The organism is Kribbella qitaiheensis (assembly GCF_014217565.1).
GTDB classification, from domain to species: domain Bacteria; phylum Actinomycetota; class Actinomycetes; order Propionibacteriales; family Kribbellaceae; genus Kribbella; species Kribbella qitaiheensis_A.
The window spans coordinates 6727263-6745846 of sequence record NZ_CP043661.1 but is presented as its reverse complement, the minus strand read 5'-3'; the positions used below and the strand labels follow the sequence as shown (position 1 = coordinate 6745846).

The window sequence follows — 18584 nt, the reverse complement described above, 5'->3', positions numbered from 1 at the left end:
CGGTAATAGACGCAGCCAACCCTGACCATGGTCATCGCTTGCCCGTCCGCACCATCTCGATTACGTTTCCGCAACATGCGCGCACGGTCTGTGGCTCTCGTCTCACTATCCGTCCTACTCCTCGGCTTGTTGTCCCCGGCAAACGCCGCGCCGCCGCCGGTCCAGGCAGCGGCCCAAGTCGTCCCGCCGTCCGAATTCGGGACCGACTACGACGACCCCCGTACGCCGGCGCCGCCGGTCGCCGTACCGAACACCCGGCACTGCTCGGTCGAGATCGTCCGGAACGGCTTCAAGAACTTCGATCCCTACACCTCCACCTATACCCCACCGGCCGGCTGCCGCGGACCATGGTCCAAAGTCGTCCTGAAGATGCAGGGGTCGGTCAAGGGCGTCCAGTACGACCGGCTCGGGCACATCACGATCGGCGGGGTCGGCGTCTTCCGCACCTCCACGCCGGAGCCGAGCACGGACGGCATCAGCTGGAAGGTCGAGAAGGACGTCACCTCCTACATCCCGCTGCTGCGCACCCCACAGCCCGTCGTCATGGAACTGGGCAATGTGGTCAACGACACGTACACCGGTGTCCTCGACATCGTCGTCACCCTCGACTTCTACCTGGCCGGCCACGGCGCCCCACCAGCCCGTACGGCGAACGCCGTGCTGCCGCTCCAGGACCAGCGACGCGAGGACTCGGACCTCGTCGGTACTGCGACGCTGCCGCGCAACACATCGCGCCTGCTCGGTGAGGTCTACGTGACCGGGTCGGGCGGCGGCTGCGAGGAGTTCTGGGACACCTCCGCACCCGACACGACGGGCTACTCCTGCCCCGACGGCTCCCCGTACCGCGAGGTCGACGTACTGGTTGACGGCAAGCTCGCCGGCATCGCCCTGCCGTATCCGTACATCTACACAGGCGGCTGGTCGAACCCGTACTCCTGGCGCCCCTCCCCCGCACCGCGCGCCTTCGACATCAAGCCCCTGTACTACGACCTCACGCCCTTCGCCGGCCTGGTCAGCGACGGGAAGCCGCACGATTTCCGCGTCCACGTCGCCGGCGTACCGGCCCGGGCAGAGCGGCTGGTTCACCGTCCCCAACCTGCAAGTCTGGACCGACCAATTCCACCAGCAGACCCGCGGCGCGATCACCTCGTACGACGTATCGCCGCTGACCAAGTCGGAAGACGCCACGGGCGCGAGTGGCGCGGCAGGTTCTGTGAAGATGACGGCGTCGCGGTCGCTCAAGATCAGCGGGTACGTCGACACGTCGGCCGGACGGATCCGCACCACGGTGCAGCGGACCCTCTCGAACAACTCCGATCACGTCTGGGAGGCGGGCGAGTCCCGCGACACCCTGGACGCCTCGTGGCGCGACGTGTCGGTCGTCACCAGCGGCGCAAGGGTTGAGCGGACCGATCTCAGCTACGGCAAGTCCGGCTACCTCAGCTTCTTGCCCAACACAACGATCCCGAACGGGTACGACGTCGTCACCGACCTCGACATCTACGACCGCAGCCACCTGACCACCACGGTCGGCCGGCACCTCGTCGCTGACCGCCGGACCGAAGAGACCTACGACGGGCGGGCATCCTGGATCTACAACGTCCCGCGCGACCAACGCCACGCGATGGGCAACCAGACCGTCCGTTACCGCGCTACTGGCACCGGCAGCTGCTACGACCACACGCTGAGCGCGATCAACGGCGTCTACGTCAAGGACTTCTACGGCTGCTGACCGCCGAACCGCCAACACTGACCTTCCGCGGCTTCTCACCGGTTTCCGGCGGGTTCCAAGCGCAACTGCCTGAGCAGTCGGCGCGCTTGGTCAGTGTTGGCGGCGCTTGATCAGTGTTGGCGGTTGGGGCGCTAGCGACGCTGCTGAAGGAGCTCCGCGATCTGGACCGCGTTGAGGGCTGCGCCCTTGCGGAGATTGTCGTTGGAGACGAAGAGGACGAGGCCGCGTCCGTCCGGGACCGATTGGTCCTGGCGGATGCGCCCGACGTACGACGGGTCCTTGCCGGCGGCAAGTAGCGGGGTGGGGAGATCGGCGAGCTCGACACCCGGCGCGGCGGCGAGGAGTTCGGTCGCCCGCTCCGGGGTGATCGGGTCGGCGAACTCGGCGTGGATGCTCAGCGAGTGGCCGGTGAAGACCGGGACGCGGACGCAGGTACCGGCGACCGGGAGATCCGGCAGGTGCAGGATCTTGCGGCTCTCGTTGCGGAGCTTCTGCTCCTCATCGGTCTCACCGGTGCCGTCAGCAACGATCGAGCCGGCCAGCGGGAGCACGTTGAACGCGATCGGCCCGGCGTAAACCTGCGGCTGCGGGAGGTCGATCCCGTCGGTGCCCCGGGCAAGTCGCCCGGCTCCGGCAGCGAGCGCCTGGGTCTGGTCCTCGAGTTCCCGTACGCCGACGCCGCCCGAGCCGGAGACGGCCTGGTAGGTGGAGACGATCAGGCGGGTCAGGCGCGCCTCGCGGTGCAGCGGGGCGAGCACCGGCATCGCGGCCATCGTGGTGCAGTTCGGGTTCGCGACGATGCCCTTGGGGAGCTGGTCGAGGTCGCCAGGGTTGACCTCGGCAACGACCAGCGGCACCTCGGGATCCATCCGCCAGCCGGACGAGTTGTCGACGACAACGGCTCCGGCCGCGGCGACCTTCGGGGCGAACTCCTTGGAGGCCGTCTTCCCGTTGGAGAACAGCGCCAGGTCGAGCCCGGAGAAGTCGGCCGTGGCCGAGTCCTCGACGGTGACCTTGGCGTCCCCGAACGGCAGCTGACTGCCGGCGGATCGCGCGGACGCGAAGTACCGGATCTCGTCGATCGGGAATTTCCGCTCGATCAGCAGCTCCCGCATCACGCCGCCGACCTGCCCTGTCGCTCCAAACACTCCTACTCGCATGGAAGAAGCCTAGGTGAGCCCGCTCCCCCGAACGCCTCCAGTCCACCATCCGGGTGCCGACCGAGGGCGAACGACCAGGCTCCGCTGGCGTGGTGTGCTTCCTCGCCGAGCGCCTCGTGCACCAGGTCAGCGGCTCGGGGCGGACCGCCAGGCCATCAGTAGAACGACGGCGGGCTACCGGCCCCGGGTGGAAGCGGGCGTTTCCCTGCTCAGGGTGACCGGCATCGCCGCGTACTGATGGCGTGGCGGTCCGCGGGGGCACCGCGCGGGCGCGGACCGGGCATGAGCTTGCGGCCCGGCGCACTCCCCGTACGGCGTTGGTGGCGGGCGCCGAGCCGCAGCTCGCTGCGGTCGCTCAGCAGTCGGTTGCTGCTGCCTTCGACAACTGACCCGTATGCCGGCCTCGCACATGGCGGGGCCGGCGTGACACGTGGGTCAGGAGTCCGAGACCAGTACTCCGCCGTTGGCGACGTCGGACTTCTCGATCTCGGTGAACACGATCCGGACCGCCTCACGCTTGGCGCCCAGGATGGCGATGGCGGAGTCGGTGACGGCGGCGACGAACTCGCGACGCTGGTCCATCGTGCGGCCAGAGAGCAGTTCGACGGTGATGTTCGGCATAAAGGATCTCCTCAGCAAAGGTTCTGTCTAGCGGAACATTGTTCCATGAACGCGATCAGCCGACGGCAGCTGCTCGCCTGGCGGTCACCTCGTCGGCGTCCACCTCGTCGGCGTCCACCGGGTCGGAGTTCAGGGAGTCGAGCAGCTCGTCCACCTCGGGCCTCCGCTCCGGCAACAGCCAGCCGAGTCCGACGTACACGACCAGGGAAGTTACCAACGGCAACGCGACGACCAGCGTGGTGTCGGTGGACCCCAGTCCCCACTTCACCACCGTCCAGACGATCAACCCGATCGCCCAGGAAGCGATCGCCGCTCGCGACCCGCTGCGCCGGAACCAGGGCAGCAGGCCGAGCATCAACGGGATCGCGATCGGGCCCATCGTCGCGGCCACCAGGTCGACGACGATCTTCAGCACGACGCCCTGCCCGTTGGTGATGATCGCGATCAGCATGCTCACCGTGACGAAGCTGACGGTGACGATCCGGGCGAACTTCAGGATCCCGGCGTCGGTCAGCTGACGCAGCTTCGGGACCAGGACCGGGCCGAGGTCGCGGGTGATCACCGACGAGATCGCGTTCGCGTCGGAGGCCACCATCGCCATCGTGTGCGAGAAGAAGCCGGCCAGCACGAGCCCGATCAGGCCGCTCGGCAGCAGCAGTTGCGACATCGCGACGTACGACTGCTCGGGCTTGGCCAGACCAGGGACCAGCAGCGGCGCGGCGAACATCGCGATCCCGGCCGCGGCCTGGATGATGAACTGGCCGAAGTCGGTGAGTACGTCGGCCCACAGCCCGCCGAGGGTCGCGTAGAGCATCGTGACCACACCGGTGAGCAGGATGCCCCAGCGCATCGGTACGCCGGTGAATCCGGTCAGCAGGACGGCGATCGCGACCCACTTCGCGGCGATGTCGACCACCTTGAGCAGCGCACCGGAGTACGCGAGCACCCTGCTGGGTCGGCAAGTTGTAGCGCCGTGCGAGGTACTCCAGTGGCGAGACGACGCCGTGTTTGGATCGGAGCCGGTTCCAGCGCGCGGCGAAGATGAACGCGCCGATGCCGACGCCGACGCCGATCGACATCGCCCACCAGACGTACACCGTGATGCCGTAGTTGTAGGCGACCGCGGCGAAGGCGACGTACATGACCGCGCTGTAGCCGGACATGTGGTGCGAGATCCCGGACAACCATCAGGGGATCCGGCCGCCGGTCGTGAAGTAGTCGACGACGGTCTTGATCTTGCTGCGGGACCAGAGCCCGATCGCCACCATCAGTACGAAGTAGCCGGCCAGGACCGTCCAGTCGAGGGCTGTCATGTGAATCCTCCAGAGGGGCGGGTATGCCTGGAAGGTTCCACTGGCCAGAACAACGTGTCAAAGGGCGGAACACCTAGAGCCCTCAACTCGCCATCTTCAGCCCATGACACGGTCCAGGTTTGACAGGATGTTCCGTCGAGTAAAACCTTGTTCTGTGAACTCAGCTCAGCAACCTCTCCAGGTCCGGCACGCCACCCACCCCGACCAGGTCCCCGGTTTCGACACCGCGGCACTGCGCGAGACGTACCTGGTCGACCACCTGTTCACCCCCGACACGGTCACCGCGGTGCTCACTCACCACGACCGGATCGTGCTCGCGGGCGCCCGCCCGGTCAGCGGCCCGCTCACGCTCGGGACCTGGCCGGAGCTGCGCAGCGAGTTCTTCCTCGAGCGCCGCGAGGCCGGCATCGTGAACGTCGGCGGCCCCGGCACGGTTACCGTCGACGGCACCAAGTTCGAGTTGACGACAGGCGCTTGCCTGTACGCCGGACGCGGTGCGCGCGAGGTCGTCTTCGAGGGCACCGAGGCCGCCTTCTACCTCTTCTCGGCCGCGGCCCACACCGACTTCCCTACCACGCTGGTCCAGCCCGGCGAGGGCAACCGGCTCGAGCTCGGCGACCAGCAGACCGCGAACCGCAGGACCATCGACCAGTACATCCACGCGGGCGGGATCCAGAGCTGCCAGATCGTGCTCGGCGTCACCACCCTGCACCCCGGCAGCACCTGGAACACCATGCCCGCCCACACCCACGACCGGCGCACCGAGTGCTACCTGTACTTCGGCCTGCCGGAGTCGGACCGGATCGTGCATCTGCTCGGCAAGCCCGAGGAGACCCGGCACCTGGTGATCGCGGATCGCCAGGCGGTGATCTCTCCCAGCTGGTCGATCCACTCCGGCGTCGGCACCTCGGCGTACAGCTTCGTCTGGGCGATGGCCGGCGAGAACCAGGCGTTCGCCGACATGGACGACGTTGACGTGAAGGACCTTCGGTGACCCTCGAACAGCCTGCCCTGGCTGGGTTTTCACTGCAGGGCCGTACTGCGCTGGTCACCGGAGCCAGACGCGGAATCGGGGCAGCGATCGCCGCCGGGTACGCCGCGGCGGGAGCCGACCTGATCCTGCTGGCCCGGGACGCGGCGCTGGAGGACACCCTCGAGGCCATCAAGCTGAACGGCGGTGGCGAGGCGACCGTGATCACCGCGGACTTCGCCGACCCGGCCGAGGTGGAGGGCGTTGCCTCCGCGCTGGTGAGCGAGCGTCGGGTCGACATCCTGGTCAACAACGCCGGCACGATCCGCCGGGCGCCGGCCACCGAGACCCAGACGGCCGACTGGCAGCACGTGATCGACGTGAACCTGAACTCGACCTGGGCGGTGACCCGGCCGATCGGTGCCGCGATGGTGGCCCAGGGCGAGGGCAAGATCATCACGATCGCCTCGCTACTGAGCTTCCAGGGCGGCATCACCGTGCCTGCCTACACCGCGAGCAAGCACGCGGTCGCGGGTCTCACGAAGGCTCTGGCGAACGAGTGGGCAGCGTCCGGAGTACAGGTGAATGCGATCGCTCCCGGCTACATCAGCACCGACAACACTGTTGAGTTGCGTGCCGACCTGGAGCGGGAGGCAGCCATCCGGGAGCGCATCCCGGCCGGCCATTGGGGGCGACCGGAGGACCTGGTCGGCGCCGCGGTCTTTCTGGCCTCGGCGTCGTCCGACTACGTCAACGGCCACGTGCTGGCCGTCGACGGTGGCTGGCTAGCGAGATAAGAGGTGACAGGATGAGCGACATGAGTTCGCCCTCGGCCATCGACAAGACGCTGATGGTGCTCGACGCGGTGCTCGAGCACTCCCGGTTCACCGACGTGGTGACGGCCACCGGCCTGGCCAAATCGACCGTGCACCGGATCATGGCGTCGCTGGTCGAACACGACTTCGTCGCGCAGGCCGAGGACGGTTCGTACCATCCCGGCCCGAAGGCGCTCCGGCTTGCCGGGCACGCGCTGACGAACGTGGACCTGGCGACGGTGGCCCGGCCGGTGCTCGCCGACCTGGTCGCGCAGACGCGGTGCACTGTGCACGTCGGGCTGCTGAACGGGGACGAGGCGATCTACGTCGCGCGTCTCGACGGCCCCAAGCCGTACAGGATGCCTTCGCGCGTGGGCAAGGCCTTCTGGCTGCACTGCACCGGCATCGGCAAGGCACTCCTGGCCGAGCGCGACGAAGAGGCGCTCGACGCACTCGTCACCCGCACCGGCCCTGCCGGCCCGTACGCCGCTCACCCACACCACCGCCGCTTCCCTGAAGGCGGACCTGACCCAAGTCCGCTCCCGTGGCTATGCCTTGGACGACGAGGAAAACGAGCCCGGCATCCGCTGCGTAGCGGCGGTCATCCACGACCACACGGCAACCGCGATCGCCGCGGTGAGCATCTCCACCCTCTCCCTGGAGCAGTCCATCGCCCAGGTAGCCCTGATGGCTCCGGCGGCGATCGAAGCAGCCCGCAAAATCTCCGCCGCTCTCGGCTACCGCGAACCCATCTGAGTTCCCAACCTCGCCGTCATACAACCGGTCCCCGGCACCCAAGTGGCCCTGGCACCTGGCGCACAAGGCGGACCTGGTTCTTTGTCACTCGGGTCGGCAGCCCTGCGACTTGGTACCTCCAGCCGAGCAGTGCATCCGGACAACCCGCCCGGACCGCGGCGGCGATGGCGATTTTGAGCGCGACCGCCGCCGGCACGGGCCTCATCGACCGCCAATGCCCCGACCACTGCCTGGCTCGGCGTCGCCGAGCAGTCCGGTTCCTGCTCATGGGCGTCCCCTGCTCCAACCAGCCGTCGCGTGCCATTCGCTCCGGAAACGCTGGTTCGCACAGGAATGCCCAACCGGTGTCCCGAGCGACAGGTAGTAGGTCCCGCGAGCGGCCCGGTTACCGCCTGGCTGAGCGTGCCCCTCAGCCGAGGGACCGACTATTACCTGTCGCTCGGTACACCCCTCGACCCGGGGTCCGCCCACCCCTTGAGCGGTCTGGCCGACCGCCGCGCCCTCGGCGTATCCGACCCCCACTCCACCGGGCGGCTCAGAGCTCTCCGCGGGATCCGCGTAGCTGCGACCAGCACAATCCCGCAGCGGAGACCGCGCACCAGGTGAACCTTGCGGGGCCACCATCGAAGCGGCGGCGTGTTGTCCACGCTCCGCGCAATCCAGCGCGATCCGTTGTCAGTGGGGCTTCGGCGGGGTTAGCATCACGAGTAATTAATAGGAAACCTTCTTAACATCTGTGGCCCCATCACCGCCCCGTGTCCCAGGAGGCCCCGCCGATGAAATTCAGGCAGCCCACAATTCAGCGCAGTATCCGTCTGCTCACAGTCGCCGCCGTCGCCGCCGCGCTCTGCTCAGCGCTCCCCGCCACCAGCGCCCCGCACCGAGATCCCGCCCCGCCATCCCCCACCGCGACCCTGTTCGCGAGCGCTGCGGCCAGCCCGATCCCTGGATTCCTGCTGCAGACCTCCGCACAGGTCTCCAACGACGCGGCGGTCACCCGACCCGGCTTCCCGACCAGCGGCTGGCTGCCTGTCTCGGCCCGCTCGACCGTGTTCGCCGGATTGCTGCAGAACAACAAGTACCCCGACCCGTTCTTCTCCACGAACATGAAGAACGTCGACAAGAACCAGTTCACCGTGCCCTGGTGGTACCGCTCCGAACTGCAGGTCGCCGACACCACCCAGCGCACCTACCTCGACTTCAGCGGCGTGCTCTCGCGCACCGACGTCTGGGTCAACGGGACCAAGGTCGCCGACAAGACCCAGACCGCCGGCGCCTACACCCGGCACGACCTCGACGTCACCGCGCAGATCCACACCGGCAGCAACGCGATCGCCTTCAAGGTCTACCCGAACGACCCGAACAACGACCTGACGATGGGCTGGATCGACTGGGCGCAGACCCCGCCGGACCAGAACATGGGCATCGTCCGCGACGTCCTCGTCCGCCGCAGCGGCCCGGTCGCCCTCCGCGGCGCCCACGTCGTCACCAAGCTGCCCTCCCTGGACCACGCAGACCTGACGGCGAAGGTCGACGTGCGCAACGACTCCTCCGCCGCGGTCACCACCACCGTCGCGGGCAGCGTCGCCGGCATACCGGTCAGCCAGTCCGTCTCGCTCGCCGTCAAGGAGAAGAAGACCGTCACCTTCCCGACAATTGGGCTGGACAACCCGAACGTGTGGTGGCCGGCCGGCATGGGCGGTCAACCGCTGTATGCGCTCGACCTGACCGCCACCACAGCCGGTACGCCGTCCGACACGGCGCACGCCGACTTCGGCGTACGGGAGGTGAAGGCGCCGCTCAACAGCAGCGGCGGGCGCGCGTACTCGATCAACGGGCGACCTCTGCTGGTGCGCGGCGGCGGTTGGTCACCAGACCTGTTCCTGCGCTGGAACGCCACCTACGCGGCCGACAAGCTCAAGTACGTCAAGGATCTCGGCCTCAACACCGTCCGGCTCGAAGGTCACATCGAACCCGACGAGTTCTTCGACCTGGCCGACCGGCTCGGCATCCTGACGATGCCCGGCTGGGAGTGCTGCGACAAGTGGGAGGGCCAGGTCAACGGCGGCGAGAACGGCAACTCCTGGACCGCTGAGGACTACGTGACCGCCAAGGCGTCGATGACCGGCGAGGCGGAGCGGCTGCGGAACCACCCGAGCGTGCTGACCTTCCTGATCGGCAGCGACTTCGCACCCGACGCCACGATCGAGAAGAACTACCTGGACGCGCTGAACGCGGCCGACTGGCAGACTCCGGTGATCCCCGCCGCGTCGGCGAAGTCGTCACCGCAGCTCGGCAGCTCCGGGATGAAGATGAACGGCCCGTACGACTGGATACCGCCGAACTACTGGTACGACAAGGCGCACACCGACTCCGGCGGCGCATGGGGCTTCAACTCCGAGACCAGCGCGGGCCCGGACATCCCCACGATCGACACTTTGCAACGGATGCTGACCCCGGCCGAGCTCGATGTGCTCTGGCAGAACCCGAACGCGACCCAGTACCACCGGTCGTCATCGTCCACCTTCGGCAACCTGAAACTGTTCGGGAACGCCCTGACCGGCCGGTACGGCGCTCCGACCGGGCTGACCGACTACGTCAAGAAGGCCCAGCTGACGCAGTACGAGAATGTGCGCGCCGAGTTCGAGTCGCACAACCGGAACTTCACCGACTCGTCGAAGCCGTCGACCGGGTTGATCTACTGGATGCTCAACAGCGGCTGGACCTCGCTGCACTGGCAGCTGTTCGACACCTACCTCGACCAGAACGGCGCGTACTACGGCGCTAAGAAGGCGAACGAGCCGCTGCACATCCAGTACTCCTACGACACCAAGTCCGTTGCCGTTGTCAACCAATCGCACGGTACGGCGTCCGGGCTGACCGCGTCGGTCAAGCTCTACAACCTCGACGGGACGGAGAAGTTCTTCCAGTCCATGGGGGTTTCGGTGCCGGGTGACGGCGGGAAGACGACCGCGCTCACGATCCCGGCGGTTAGCGGATTGTCGACGACGTACCTGGCGAAGCTGGTGCTGACGAACTCGTCCGGTGTCGAGGTCAGCCGCAACATCTACTGGCTGTCGACGAAGGCGGACACTCTGGACTGGAACAACACCGACTGGTACTACACGCCGACCACCAGCTACGCCGATCTGAAGGGGTTGTCGTCGCTGGCCCAGGTGCCTGTCTCGTCGACCTCAACCTCGACGGCGTCGGGCTCGGATACCGTCACCACGGTCACGCTGAAGAACACCACCACCGGCAAGATCCCGGCGTTCTTCGTCGACGCGCACATCATCGGCGCCGGCGGCAAGCCCGTCCTGCCGGTCCAGTGGAACGACAACGCGGTCAGCCTTTGGCCGGGTGAAAGCGTCGTACTGCGGGCGACGTACCGGACCTCCGACCTGCAAGGTGCGACGCCTTCGGTTCGGGTGGCCGGCTGGAACACCGTTCCGGACAACGGTGGACCTGGTCCTGGCCCATCGGTCTACGAGGCCGAGGACGCGACGATCACGGCCGGTCTGGTGGAGTCGAATCACGCGGGCTTCACCGGGCGCGGATTCGTGAACTACGACAACGCGGTCGGGTCCGCCGTCGAGTGGACGGTGAACGCTGCCACGGCCGGCCCGGCGGACGTCGTACTGCGGTACGCCAACGGCACCACCGCGAACCGGCCGATGAACATCGCGCTCAACGGGACGGTGGTGTCATCGGGCCTGACGTTCCCGGGGACCGGGAACTGGGACACCTGGCAGACCAAGACGGTCCGCGTCAACCTGGTTGCCGGTAGCAACAAGATCAAGGCCACTGCCACCACCTCGGACGGCGGTCCGAATATGGACAAGCTGACAGTGGGTTAGACGAGTTGGGCCGCCGCCTCGGTACGCCGGGCGGCGGCCAGGCAGCGGACCGTGAGGCTCAGGATCACGAACAGGGTGCGTGGGCCACGCCGGTCGGCGAGGTGGCCGAGCGGAACCGCCGACAGCAGCCTCTCAGCCGCGCTTCACTCGCCTGCTCGGATCCTGCGACGCCATCAGCCGCGGGCTGCGACGCGCTCGGCCTGTGCACGGAGCTCGTCCACGAGATCGACCTCGGCATCGAGCATCGTCTGCATCTTCGCCGAGTCCTGGGCAGCGAACATCACGCCGATGGTCACCTCGTGCGCCGGCCGGTCCAGCACCGTGATCTCGTCACCGGCGCCGAGCGTGCCGGTCTTCAGCACCTTCAGATAGGCGCCCGGACGCCCCTCGCGGTGGAACCGCTTGATCCAGCCCGGGATCTCCATCCGGTGCTGGAAAGTGACGCACGGAATCCGCGGCGCCCGCACCATCACCTCGACCTCGTCACCGAGCCGCCACACCTCACCGATCAACGCGCTGGTGATGTCGAGCCCTTCGGTGACCAGGTTCTCCCCGAACAGTCCGGGCGGAATCTCCCGCCCGAGCTGGTCAGCCCACCACCCGGAGTCCTCCGCGGCGTACGCGTAGAGCGCCTGGTCCGGCCCGCCATGGTTCTTGGTGTCGCACACCGAGTCCCCGCGCAGCCCGAGTTCCCCCACCGGCACCCGCCCCACCTGCGGCCGCTTGTCGATCGCCGTCACCCCGGTCTCTTTCGGGCCCGGAATCAACTCCTCCACCACATTCACCGTCAGCAGCCGCATACCCGACATCGTCTCCCGATCGCTCGGCCGATCGCCACCGATTTTCCGTCCACCCGGCTTTGTCCCCGGCGTACGCCATGCTGTCCGCCATGCAGCATCCTTCGCCGACGAGGAGGAGTTGCCACGCTCCGACGACATCCTCCCTGTCCGGAGCCATGCCCGCCACGTTGTCAGCCAGGACCCTGGATCTGGCCCTGGAACGACCGCCGCGCACCGACGAGGAAGCGCTCGTCGCAGCCAGGCTGTACGAGGCGTACGACGACGGCGCCTACGACTGGTATGGCTCCAGCACCCGTCCCAACCTCGCCGCCAAGCTGAAGGACAACCAGGTGTGGTCAGCCTGGTGGGACTGAAGTCAGTCCTGGATGGCTTTGGTGATGGCGATGTTGCGGGTGAGCCAGTCCATCGGGAGAGATTCGTCGGAGCCCGCGTCTCGGACGGCGCCGAGGGCGTTGACCATTTGGCGGACGATGATCCAGTCGCGGGCGCGGTTCTCGTCGAGGCCGGCCGTGTCGATGATGGCGTAGAAGCGGCGGCGGAGGGCGAAGCGGAGGTCGCGGTGCGCGGCGATCTCGTCCCAGCGGTTCCAGAGCAGCGGCGCCACCTCGTAGTGCGGATCGCCTGACAACGGCTTCGGGTCGATTACCAGCCACGGTTCGCGGTCGGCCGCGAGGACGTTGAAGTAGTGCAGATCGGTGTGGATCAGGGTGCCGTCGCAGGCCGAGTCGGAGGCGAAGTCGCGGGCCAGCGCAGCAGCTTGCTCGACGTACCGGCGGGGCACTGGTGCCGAGGCGGGAAGTGCTAGCAGTTCGCGTGACCAGCGCTCGGTCTGGCTGGACAGCAGCTTGAACTGCGGCCCGGCCGGCACGTGCAGCCGCTTGTAGAGCGACGCGATGGTCTCGCTCGCCTCGATCTCGTCGATGCTGGTCAGGTCCTGCGGCTGCGCCCGCTCCAGCAGCAGCGCGAAGCGGCGCGGATCCGCCCGCAGCAGCCGGATCGCGCCATTGCCGTCCCAGATCCGCAACGCGAGATGCTCGGTCTCGGCCTCCCAGTGCGGGAACTGGACCTTGAGCATCGCCGCCACGCCATCCGGCGTACGGACCGGAACGACCAGCGCACAGTTCCCGTACGTCGGTTCGCCGTCGACCCGCAGACCCCATTCGGCCAGCAGGTCGCGGGTCAGCCGCGGCAACTGGTCGATCCACGCGACCCACTCCGGGCCGCGCGAACCGACCTTGAGGAACTCCGCCGGGATCTCGACCGGCACTACTTCTTGGCCTTCTCCGACGGCTCGTTCGTCTTCAGCGCGGCGATGAAGGCTTCCTGGGGGACCTCGACCCGGCCCACCATCTTCATCCGCTTCTTGCCCTCTTTCTGCTTCTCCAGCAGTTTGCGCTTCCGGGTGATGTCACCGCCGTAGCACTTCGCCAGCACGTCCTTGCGGATCGCCCGGATCGATTCCCGCGCGATGATCCGGGACCCGATCGCGGCCTGGATCGGCACCTCGAACTGCTGCCTGGGGATCAGTTCTTTCAGCTTGCCGGCCAGCGCCACGCCGTACGAGTAGGCGTTGTCGCGGTGCACGACGGCGGAGAACGCATCCACCGTCTCGCCCTGCAACAGGATGTCCACCTTGACCAGCGCCGCGGCCTGCTCGCCGGTCGGCTCGTAGTCGAGCGAGGCGTAGCCCTTGGTCTTCGACTTCAGCTGGTCGAAGAAGTCGAACACGATCTCGGCCAGCGGCAGGGTGTAGCGCAGCTCGACCCGGTCCTCGGACAGGTACTCCATCCCGAGCAGGTTGCCCCGCTTGGTCTGGCACAGATCCATGATGACGCCGATGAAGTCCTTCGGGCTCAGGATCGTCGCCCGCACCACCGGCTCGAAGATGCCGGCGATCTTGCCCTCGGGGAACTCGCTCGGGTTGGTGACGACGTGCTCCTTGCCGTCCTCCATCTCGACCCGGTACACCACGTTCGGCGCGGTCGAGATCAGGTCGAGGTCGAACTCGCGCTCCAGCCGCTCGCGGACGATCTCCATGTGCAGCAGACCGAGGAAGCCGCAACGGAAGCCGAAGCCGAGCGCGCCCGAACTCTCCGGCTCGTACTGCAAAGCCGCGTCGTTGAGCTGCAGCCGCTCCAGCGCGTCCCGCAGCGTCGGGTAGTCGTCGCCGTCGATCGGGAACAGCCCGGAGTACACCATCGGCTGCGGGTGCTTGTAGCCGCCGAGTGCCTCGGTCGCGCCGTGGATCGCGGCGGTGACGGTGTCACCGACCCGGGACTGCCGGACGTCCTTCACGCCGGTGATCAGGTAGCCGACCTCGCCGACCCCGATGCTCTTCGACTTCATCGGCTCCGGCGAGATGACACCGACCTCGAGCATCTCGTGCACGGCGCCGGTGGACATCATCTTGATCCGGTCGCGGTGGTTCAGCTCGCCGTCGACCACCCGGACGTAGGTGACCACGCCACGGTAGGTGTCGTAGACCGAGTCGAAGATCAGTGCCCGCGGCGGGGCGTCCTTGACGCCCTTCGGCGGCTCGATCTGGGCGACGATCTCGCTGAGCAGTTCCTCGACGCCCTCGCCGGTCTTCGCCGAGACCCGCAGTACGTCCTCGGGACGGCAGCCGATGATGTGGGCCAGCTCGGCGGCGTACTTCTCCGGCATGGCGCCGGGGAGGTCGATCTTGTTCAGCACCGGGATGATCTGCAGGTCCGCGCCGAGCGCCAGGTACAGGTTGGCGAGCGTCTGGGCCTCGATTCCCTGCGCCGCGTCGACCAGCAGCACCGCGCCCTCACACGCCTCGAGCGACCGGGACACCTCGTAGGTGAAGTCCACGTGGCCGGGGGTGTCGATCATGTTCAGGATGTACGTCGTACCGTCGGCCGCGAGCAGCCCGCCCGGGCTGTCCGGCTTCGGCGCGTACGGCAGCCGGACCGCCTGCGACTTGATCGTGATGCCGCGCTCGCGCTCGATGTCCATCCGGTCCAGGTACTGGGCCCGCATCGCGCGGCCGTCGACCACGCCGGTGATCTGCAGCATCCGATCGGCCAGCGTCGACTTGCCGTGGTCGATGTGGGCGATGATGCAGAAGTTCCGGATCAGCGACGGGTCGGTACGACCCGGCTGTGGCACGGTCGTGGGGCCAACGGGCACGGAGGGATCCAGTTCATCTCAGGAGTGATGCGGGCAACCTGTCAATCATCCCATGACAGACCAATCCTTTCCGCATCCAGCCGATCCCCCGAGCGATGAACGGCCGCAGCCGTCGCTGAGCGTGAGATCACGATCACCCAGCTCAACGGACCGGTGAGGAGGTCCGGCCGGCGGAATCGCCTGCGGGGCGGCCCGGTGCCGTCTACCCTCAGGAGGTATGGCGCATGCTCTGGGGGTTCGGATGCCGTTCGAACAAGTGCCTGCTGTGGTGCGGGAGTGGGTGGAGCGCTCGCTCGGGTCATCGGTGGTGTCGGCAACCACTCAGCAGGGTGGCTTCTCCCCTGGTGTCGCGGCCCGGCTGGTGACCGCTTCTGGGCGGCGTGCCTTCATCAAGGCCGTCGGGTTGGCGCTGAACCCCGATACCCCGACGCTGTTCCGCAACGAGATCGCCGCGATGCAGGGGCTTGCCGCCCACTCGTTGCCGCACACCCCTTTCCTGTACGACGTGTACGACGACGGCGACTGGGTCGCGCTGCTGCTGGAGGACATCGAGGGGTATCTGCCACCGCATCCGTGGCACCCGCACGATGCGGCCCGCGTGCTGGACGGGCTGGCGGAGCTGACCGAGGCGCTGCAGCCGTCCCCGTGGCCGGAGGCGCCGGTCGCCGCAGTACGGAGTGAGACGTTCCTGAGCCGGTGGGACCAGGTGATCACCGACGGACTCGCAGTACCGGAGTGGGTGTCGGGGCGTGAGGAGGAGTTGGCCGAGCTTGCCCGGACCGGGTTGGCCGCGCTGGCGAAGGGCGACGGGCTGACGCACTGGGATCTGCGCGCGGACAACATCCTGCTGACCGAGACGCGGGTCGTGTTCATCGACTGGGCGCACGCCGCACTTGCTGCGCCCTGGGCCGACACGGTGATCCTGCACGCGGACATGCGTGGATCAGTGGAGCTACCGACGCTGCCTGCTGACGACGGCATCACCGGGTTCCTCGCTGGGATCGCTGGTGGTCTCTGGTGGGGCAGTAGCCAGCCGGCGCCACCTGGGCTGCCTACGATCCGCGCCTGGCAGCGGGAGACGGCCCTGGTTCACCTGGACTGGCTCCGCGAACGCCTGAGCTGACGATGCAGCGTTTCACCCCGCGAGGCGTCTTAGGGGGTGTGACGAACCACATCGTGGCCTTGGCGCAGTCCGAAGAAGCGCCTGCCGCCATCTCCGAGCTGTACCGGCAGCACCGGGTCGGGTTGATCCGGCTCGCCGTGCTGATGGTCGACGACCCGGAGTCGGCGGAGGACGTCGTACAGGAAGTCTTCACGGAGCTCTACCGCACGTGGCCGCTGACCGACGGCGACAAGGTCGTGAGCTACCTGCGCACAGCCGTCCTGAACCGAAGCCGCTCTGTACTGCGCAGACGCAGAGTGGCCCGGCTCTACGTCCCGCCCTCCTCCCGGTCCGGCGACTCGGCGGAGAGCGCGGCCGAGGTCGGCGAAAGCCGCCGCGAAGTACAGCGAGCCCTGCAGGCGCTGCCGATCTGGTCCCGCGAGGTGCTCGTCCTGCGGTACTACCTCGATCTCCCGTACGCCGAGATCGGCCAGACGCTGGGGATCAGCGAGTCGACCGCCCGGGCCACGAACTCCCGCGGCCTCGTCGCCCTCACGAAGAAGCTGAAGGAAGCCCGATGAACGACACCGAATCCCGCCTGCGCGACTACCTGGACACCAAGGGCCGCCACCATCCCCGACGACCACGAGCCCCAAGGCCTGGAGCTGGTAAGCCACCACCGCCGCAGCTGGCCGATAGTCATCGCCGCCGCTGCAATCGCCGCGATCCTGGTAGTAGCCGTCCCAGTCGCAATCCACCTGTCCGGCAAGGACAAGACACCCCCACCACCCGCTGACAAGCCCAGCACCGAACTGCGGATCCCCTACGTGCTGTCGGACGGCACCACCAAAACTCTGCACGACGGCAAGCAGACGGTGAAGATCGACGACTCATTGGTGATCGGCCCGAGCGGCAGGGTGGCGGGCGGTTGGCTGTTCATCAAGGGCGAAGCTGGCGGCCCGTTCCAGACCGGCACCCTGCAGGCCGACGGCAAATTCCAGCCGCTCGGTCCGCAGAACACGAGGGGCATCCTCAAGTCGCCGGACGGTTCGAAGGTCGCCGTCACACTTGCGGCCGGCAAAGGCAAGACCAAGGTGCTGGTGCTCGACGTCGCAACGAGGAAGGAGATCGCTTCGGTGACGCTGCCCCACCAGACGACAGTGCTCTGGGCTTGGAACCAGGCCGGCCTCTGGTTCGGCGAGGACTACAAGGTGGGCGCTCAACCGCTGCTCTGGCAGCCCGGCCAGGGGCAACCGGTCCAGCTGACGATCCCCGGCTTCGACCTCGGCCTGGAGGGTGCGACCGACTCCGACAAGGTGCAGGTCGTCACCCGGACCAACAAGGGCGAGTCCTGGTGCATGAAGCTCGGCTCAGCCCAGGGCACGGGCTTCGCGGTCGATCGCCAGTACTGCGGCAGCGGTGGAAGGGCGTTCTATCCGGTGGTGTCTCCGGACGGCCGGACCATGGTGCACCCCGGCTCGTCATTGTCTGCCGACAGCCGTACCGAGGTCCAACCGCAACCGGTGGTGATCGACGTAGCCACCGGCAAGGCGACGAAACTGCGGCTGCCGCGGCCGATCTCCGACCTCCCCGCTCCGGTCTTCGAAGATGACACGCACCTCCTCTTCACCGGCACCGGTCTCAGGGACAAACAGCCGCCGAAGACGCCGCCGTCCATCGGCCCGGACGGTTCGCCCGTGACCGCCGGAATATCGGTCATCCGCTGTGACGTCACCTCGGGAGACTGCAAGTTGGTGTTCACCACGCCGACCGGAGTACGGATCAAGCTCGGCCGGCCCTGATCAAGCTGAAGCCGGCTGCGCTCTGGGGGTGTGCGGCCGGCTTTGGGTTGGGTGGGTCAGCTGGGGTGGGTGCGGATCGCCAGGGTGCTGGTGACTGTGTGGCGGGCCGAGCGCCAGGTGAGTTTCCCGAAGGCGTACTGGTCCAGGGGCGCGTCGACGCGCTCGAAGGTGACTCGGTAGGTGGCGGTAGCACCGGGGAGGACGACCAGGAGCTTGGGGGTGACGGTTGCCTTGAGGCCCGTCAGGCCCTCGATCTTCGGGGTATAGATCTCTGGGAGTAGACCGACGTTGCGGACGGTTCGGGTGACCGTCTGTTTGCCGGCCAGGTCGCCGATCGAGATCGACGGGTAGTTCAGGTCGCTCGGGTCTCTTTTGCCTTTGGCGCACAGGTCGTGCGTGTCTCGCACCTGGCCTGAGCCGCAGACGAAACGCGCCCAGTCGTCGTACGAGGAGTCGTAGACCAGACCGGGGTCCATCGCGAGCTTCGGCTGGACCATGCCCGC

At 67.6% G+C, this 18584-nt stretch carries 19 protein-coding genes and 1 pseudogene; 12 read left to right on the top strand and 8 right to left on the bottom strand.

What is annotated here, in order from left to right:
* Positions 1-75 precede the first annotated feature (75 nt).
* Positions 76-1404 carry a peptide-N4-asparagine amidase gene (locus F1D05_RS32075; RefSeq protein ID WP_206685916.1) on the top strand — a complete coding sequence of 443 codons (1329 nt, stop codon included), beginning with the start codon at positions 76-78 and terminating at the stop codon, positions 1402-1404.
* A complete protein-coding gene (locus F1D05_RS39205) occupies positions 1373-1732 on the top strand; it encodes a hypothetical protein (RefSeq protein WP_206685915.1) in 360 nt (119 codons plus the stop codon). Before F1D05_RS32075 ends, F1D05_RS39205 begins: the two co-directional genes overlap by 32 nt.
* 131 nt (positions 1733-1863) lie before the next feature.
* On the opposite strand, the gene F1D05_RS32070 is transcribed toward F1D05_RS39205, so the two are convergent.
* Positions 1864-2892, bottom strand: coding sequence for an aspartate-semialdehyde dehydrogenase (locus F1D05_RS32070; RefSeq protein WP_185444099.1), 1029 nt, complete (start codon positions 2890-2892; stop codon positions 1864-1866).
* Between the two features lie 242 nt (positions 2893-3134).
* On the opposite strand from F1D05_RS32070, the gene F1D05_RS32065 reads away from it, so the two are divergent.
* Entirely contained in the window at positions 3135-3281 is a 147-nt protein-coding gene (locus F1D05_RS32065; protein WP_185444098.1) for a hypothetical protein, read from the top strand.
* 46 nt (positions 3282-3327) lie between these two features.
* On the opposite strand, the gene F1D05_RS32060 is transcribed toward F1D05_RS32065, so the two are convergent.
* From F1D05_RS32060 to F1D05_RS42340, 3 genes are all read right to left on the bottom strand, one after another.
* Positions 3328-3513, bottom strand: a complete 186-nt coding sequence (locus F1D05_RS32060; protein WP_185444097.1) for a tautomerase family protein — start codon at positions 3511-3513, stop codon at positions 3328-3330.
* 55 nt (positions 3514-3568) lie between these two features.
* A complete protein-coding gene (locus F1D05_RS32055) occupies positions 3569-4459 on the bottom strand; it encodes a sodium:solute symporter family transporter (RefSeq protein WP_246486139.1) in 891 nt (296 codons plus the stop codon).
* Positions 4460-4700: 241 nt separating this feature from the next.
* Positions 4701-4826 (bottom strand): hypothetical protein, encoded by a 126-nt coding sequence (locus tag F1D05_RS42340; protein WP_281388820.1) that lies wholly within the window; start codon positions 4824-4826, stop codon positions 4701-4703.
* A 154-nt stretch (positions 4827-4980) separates the two neighbouring features.
* On the opposite strand from F1D05_RS42340, the gene kduI reads away from it, so the two are divergent.
* The 5 genes and pseudogenes from kduI to F1D05_RS32035 all read left to right on the top strand — a co-directional run bounded on the left by kduI (position 4981) and on the right by F1D05_RS32035 (position 11224).
* The gene (kduI, locus tag F1D05_RS32050) at positions 4981-5820 is read left to right on the top strand and encodes a 5-dehydro-4-deoxy-D-glucuronate isomerase (RefSeq protein ID WP_206685914.1); all 840 of its coding nucleotides are present in this window, start codon (positions 4981-4983) and stop codon (positions 5818-5820) included.
* Positions 5817-6593, top strand: a complete 777-nt coding sequence (locus F1D05_RS32045) for an SDR family oxidoreductase (RefSeq protein WP_246486138.1) — start codon at positions 5817-5819, stop codon at positions 6591-6593. Before kduI ends, F1D05_RS32045 begins: the two co-directional genes overlap by 4 nt.
* An 11-nt stretch (positions 6594-6604) precedes the next feature.
* Positions 6605-7012, top strand: a pseudogene (locus F1D05_RS43265) (IclR family transcriptional regulator); the annotation flags it as partial.
* 70 nt (positions 7013-7082) lie between these two features.
* Entirely contained in the window at positions 7083-7367 is a 285-nt protein-coding gene (locus F1D05_RS42330) for an IclR family transcriptional regulator domain-containing protein (RefSeq protein ID WP_343066655.1), read from the top strand.
* Positions 7368-8143: 776 nt separating this feature from the next.
* Positions 8144-11224: a glycosyl hydrolase 2 galactose-binding domain-containing protein gene (locus F1D05_RS32035; RefSeq protein WP_185444095.1), complete on the top strand. Its 3081-nt coding sequence runs from the start codon at positions 8144-8146 to the stop codon at positions 11222-11224.
* A gap of 173 nt (positions 11225-11397) precedes the next feature.
* Here the strand turns inward: F1D05_RS32035 and F1D05_RS32030 are convergent, their stop codons facing one another.
* The gene (locus F1D05_RS32030) at positions 11398-12024 is read right to left on the bottom strand and encodes an MOSC domain-containing protein (RefSeq protein WP_185444094.1); all 627 of its coding nucleotides are present in this window, start codon (positions 12022-12024) and stop codon (positions 11398-11400) included.
* A 167-nt stretch (positions 12025-12191) separates the two neighbouring features.
* Between F1D05_RS32030 and F1D05_RS32025 the strand changes: the two genes are divergently transcribed.
* Positions 12192-12377: a DUF4253 domain-containing protein gene (locus tag F1D05_RS32025; RefSeq protein ID WP_185444093.1), complete on the top strand. Its 186-nt coding sequence runs from the start codon at positions 12192-12194 to the stop codon at positions 12375-12377.
* 2 nt (positions 12378-12379) lie between these two features.
* Here the strand turns inward: F1D05_RS32025 and F1D05_RS32020 are convergent, their stop codons facing one another.
* Both F1D05_RS32020 and lepA read right to left on the bottom strand, forming a co-directional pair.
* The gene (locus F1D05_RS32020) at positions 12380-13291 is read right to left on the bottom strand and encodes an aminoglycoside phosphotransferase family protein (protein WP_185444092.1); all 912 of its coding nucleotides are present in this window, start codon (positions 13289-13291) and stop codon (positions 12380-12382) included.
* Complete coding sequence (lepA, locus tag F1D05_RS32015; protein ID WP_185444091.1) at positions 13291-15177, bottom strand: translation elongation factor 4; 1887 nt, start codon at positions 15175-15177, stop codon at positions 13291-13293. The genes F1D05_RS32020 and lepA overlap by 1 nt, the downstream gene beginning before the upstream one ends.
* Positions 15178-15394: 217 nt before the next feature.
* Between lepA and F1D05_RS32010 the strand changes: the two genes are divergently transcribed.
* The 3 genes from F1D05_RS32010 to F1D05_RS32000 all read left to right on the top strand — a co-directional run bounded on the left by F1D05_RS32010 (position 15395) and on the right by F1D05_RS32000 (position 18081).
* Entirely contained in the window at positions 15395-16300 is a 906-nt protein-coding gene (locus F1D05_RS32010) for an aminoglycoside phosphotransferase family protein (RefSeq protein WP_185444090.1), read from the top strand.
* Positions 16301-16338: 38 nt separating this feature from the next.
* On the top strand, positions 16339-16860 hold the full coding sequence (locus tag F1D05_RS32005; protein WP_246486137.1) for an RNA polymerase sigma factor: 522 nt from the start codon (positions 16339-16341) through the stop codon (positions 16858-16860).
* 246 nt (positions 16861-17106) lie between these two features.
* The gene (locus tag F1D05_RS32000; protein ID WP_185444088.1) at positions 17107-18081 is read left to right on the top strand and encodes a hypothetical protein; all 975 of its coding nucleotides are present in this window, start codon (positions 17107-17109) and stop codon (positions 18079-18081) included.
* A gap of 56 nt (positions 18082-18137) precedes the next feature.
* Here F1D05_RS32000 and F1D05_RS41315 read toward each other — a convergent pair whose 3' ends face one another.
* Positions 18138-18557 carry a hypothetical protein gene (locus F1D05_RS41315; RefSeq protein WP_246486928.1) on the bottom strand — a complete coding sequence of 140 codons (420 nt, stop codon included), beginning with the start codon at positions 18555-18557 and terminating at the stop codon, positions 18138-18140.
* Positions 18558-18584: the final 27 nt, after the last annotated feature.

Coding starts and splice junctions, on each gene's coding strand:
- F1D05_RS32075 (WP_206685916.1), top strand. CDS start 76: ATGCGCGCACGGTCTGTGGCTCTCGTCTCACTATCCGTCCTACTCCTC.
- F1D05_RS32070 (WP_185444099.1), bottom strand. CDS start 2,892: ATGCGAGTAGGAGTGTTTGGAGCGACAGGGCAGGTCGGCGGCGTGATG.
- F1D05_RS32060 (WP_185444097.1), bottom strand. CDS start 3,513: ATGCCGAACATCACCGTCGAACTGCTCTCTGGCCGCACGATGGACCAG.
- F1D05_RS42340 (WP_281388820.1), bottom strand. CDS start 4,826: ATGACAGCCCTCGACTGGACGGTCCTGGCCGGCTACTTCGTACTGATG.
- F1D05_RS32035 (WP_185444095.1), top strand. CDS start 8,144: ATGAAATTCAGGCAGCCCACAATTCAGCGCAGTATCCGTCTGCTCACA.
- F1D05_RS32030 (WP_185444094.1), bottom strand. CDS start 12,024: ATGCGGCTGCTGACGGTGAATGTGGTGGAGGAGTTGATTCCGGGCCCG.
- F1D05_RS32010 (WP_185444090.1), top strand. CDS start 15,395: ATGGCGCATGCTCTGGGGGTTCGGATGCCGTTCGAACAAGTGCCTGCT.
- F1D05_RS41315 (WP_246486928.1), bottom strand. CDS start 18,557: ATGGACCCCGGTCTGGTCTACGACTCCTCGTACGACGACTGGGCGCGT.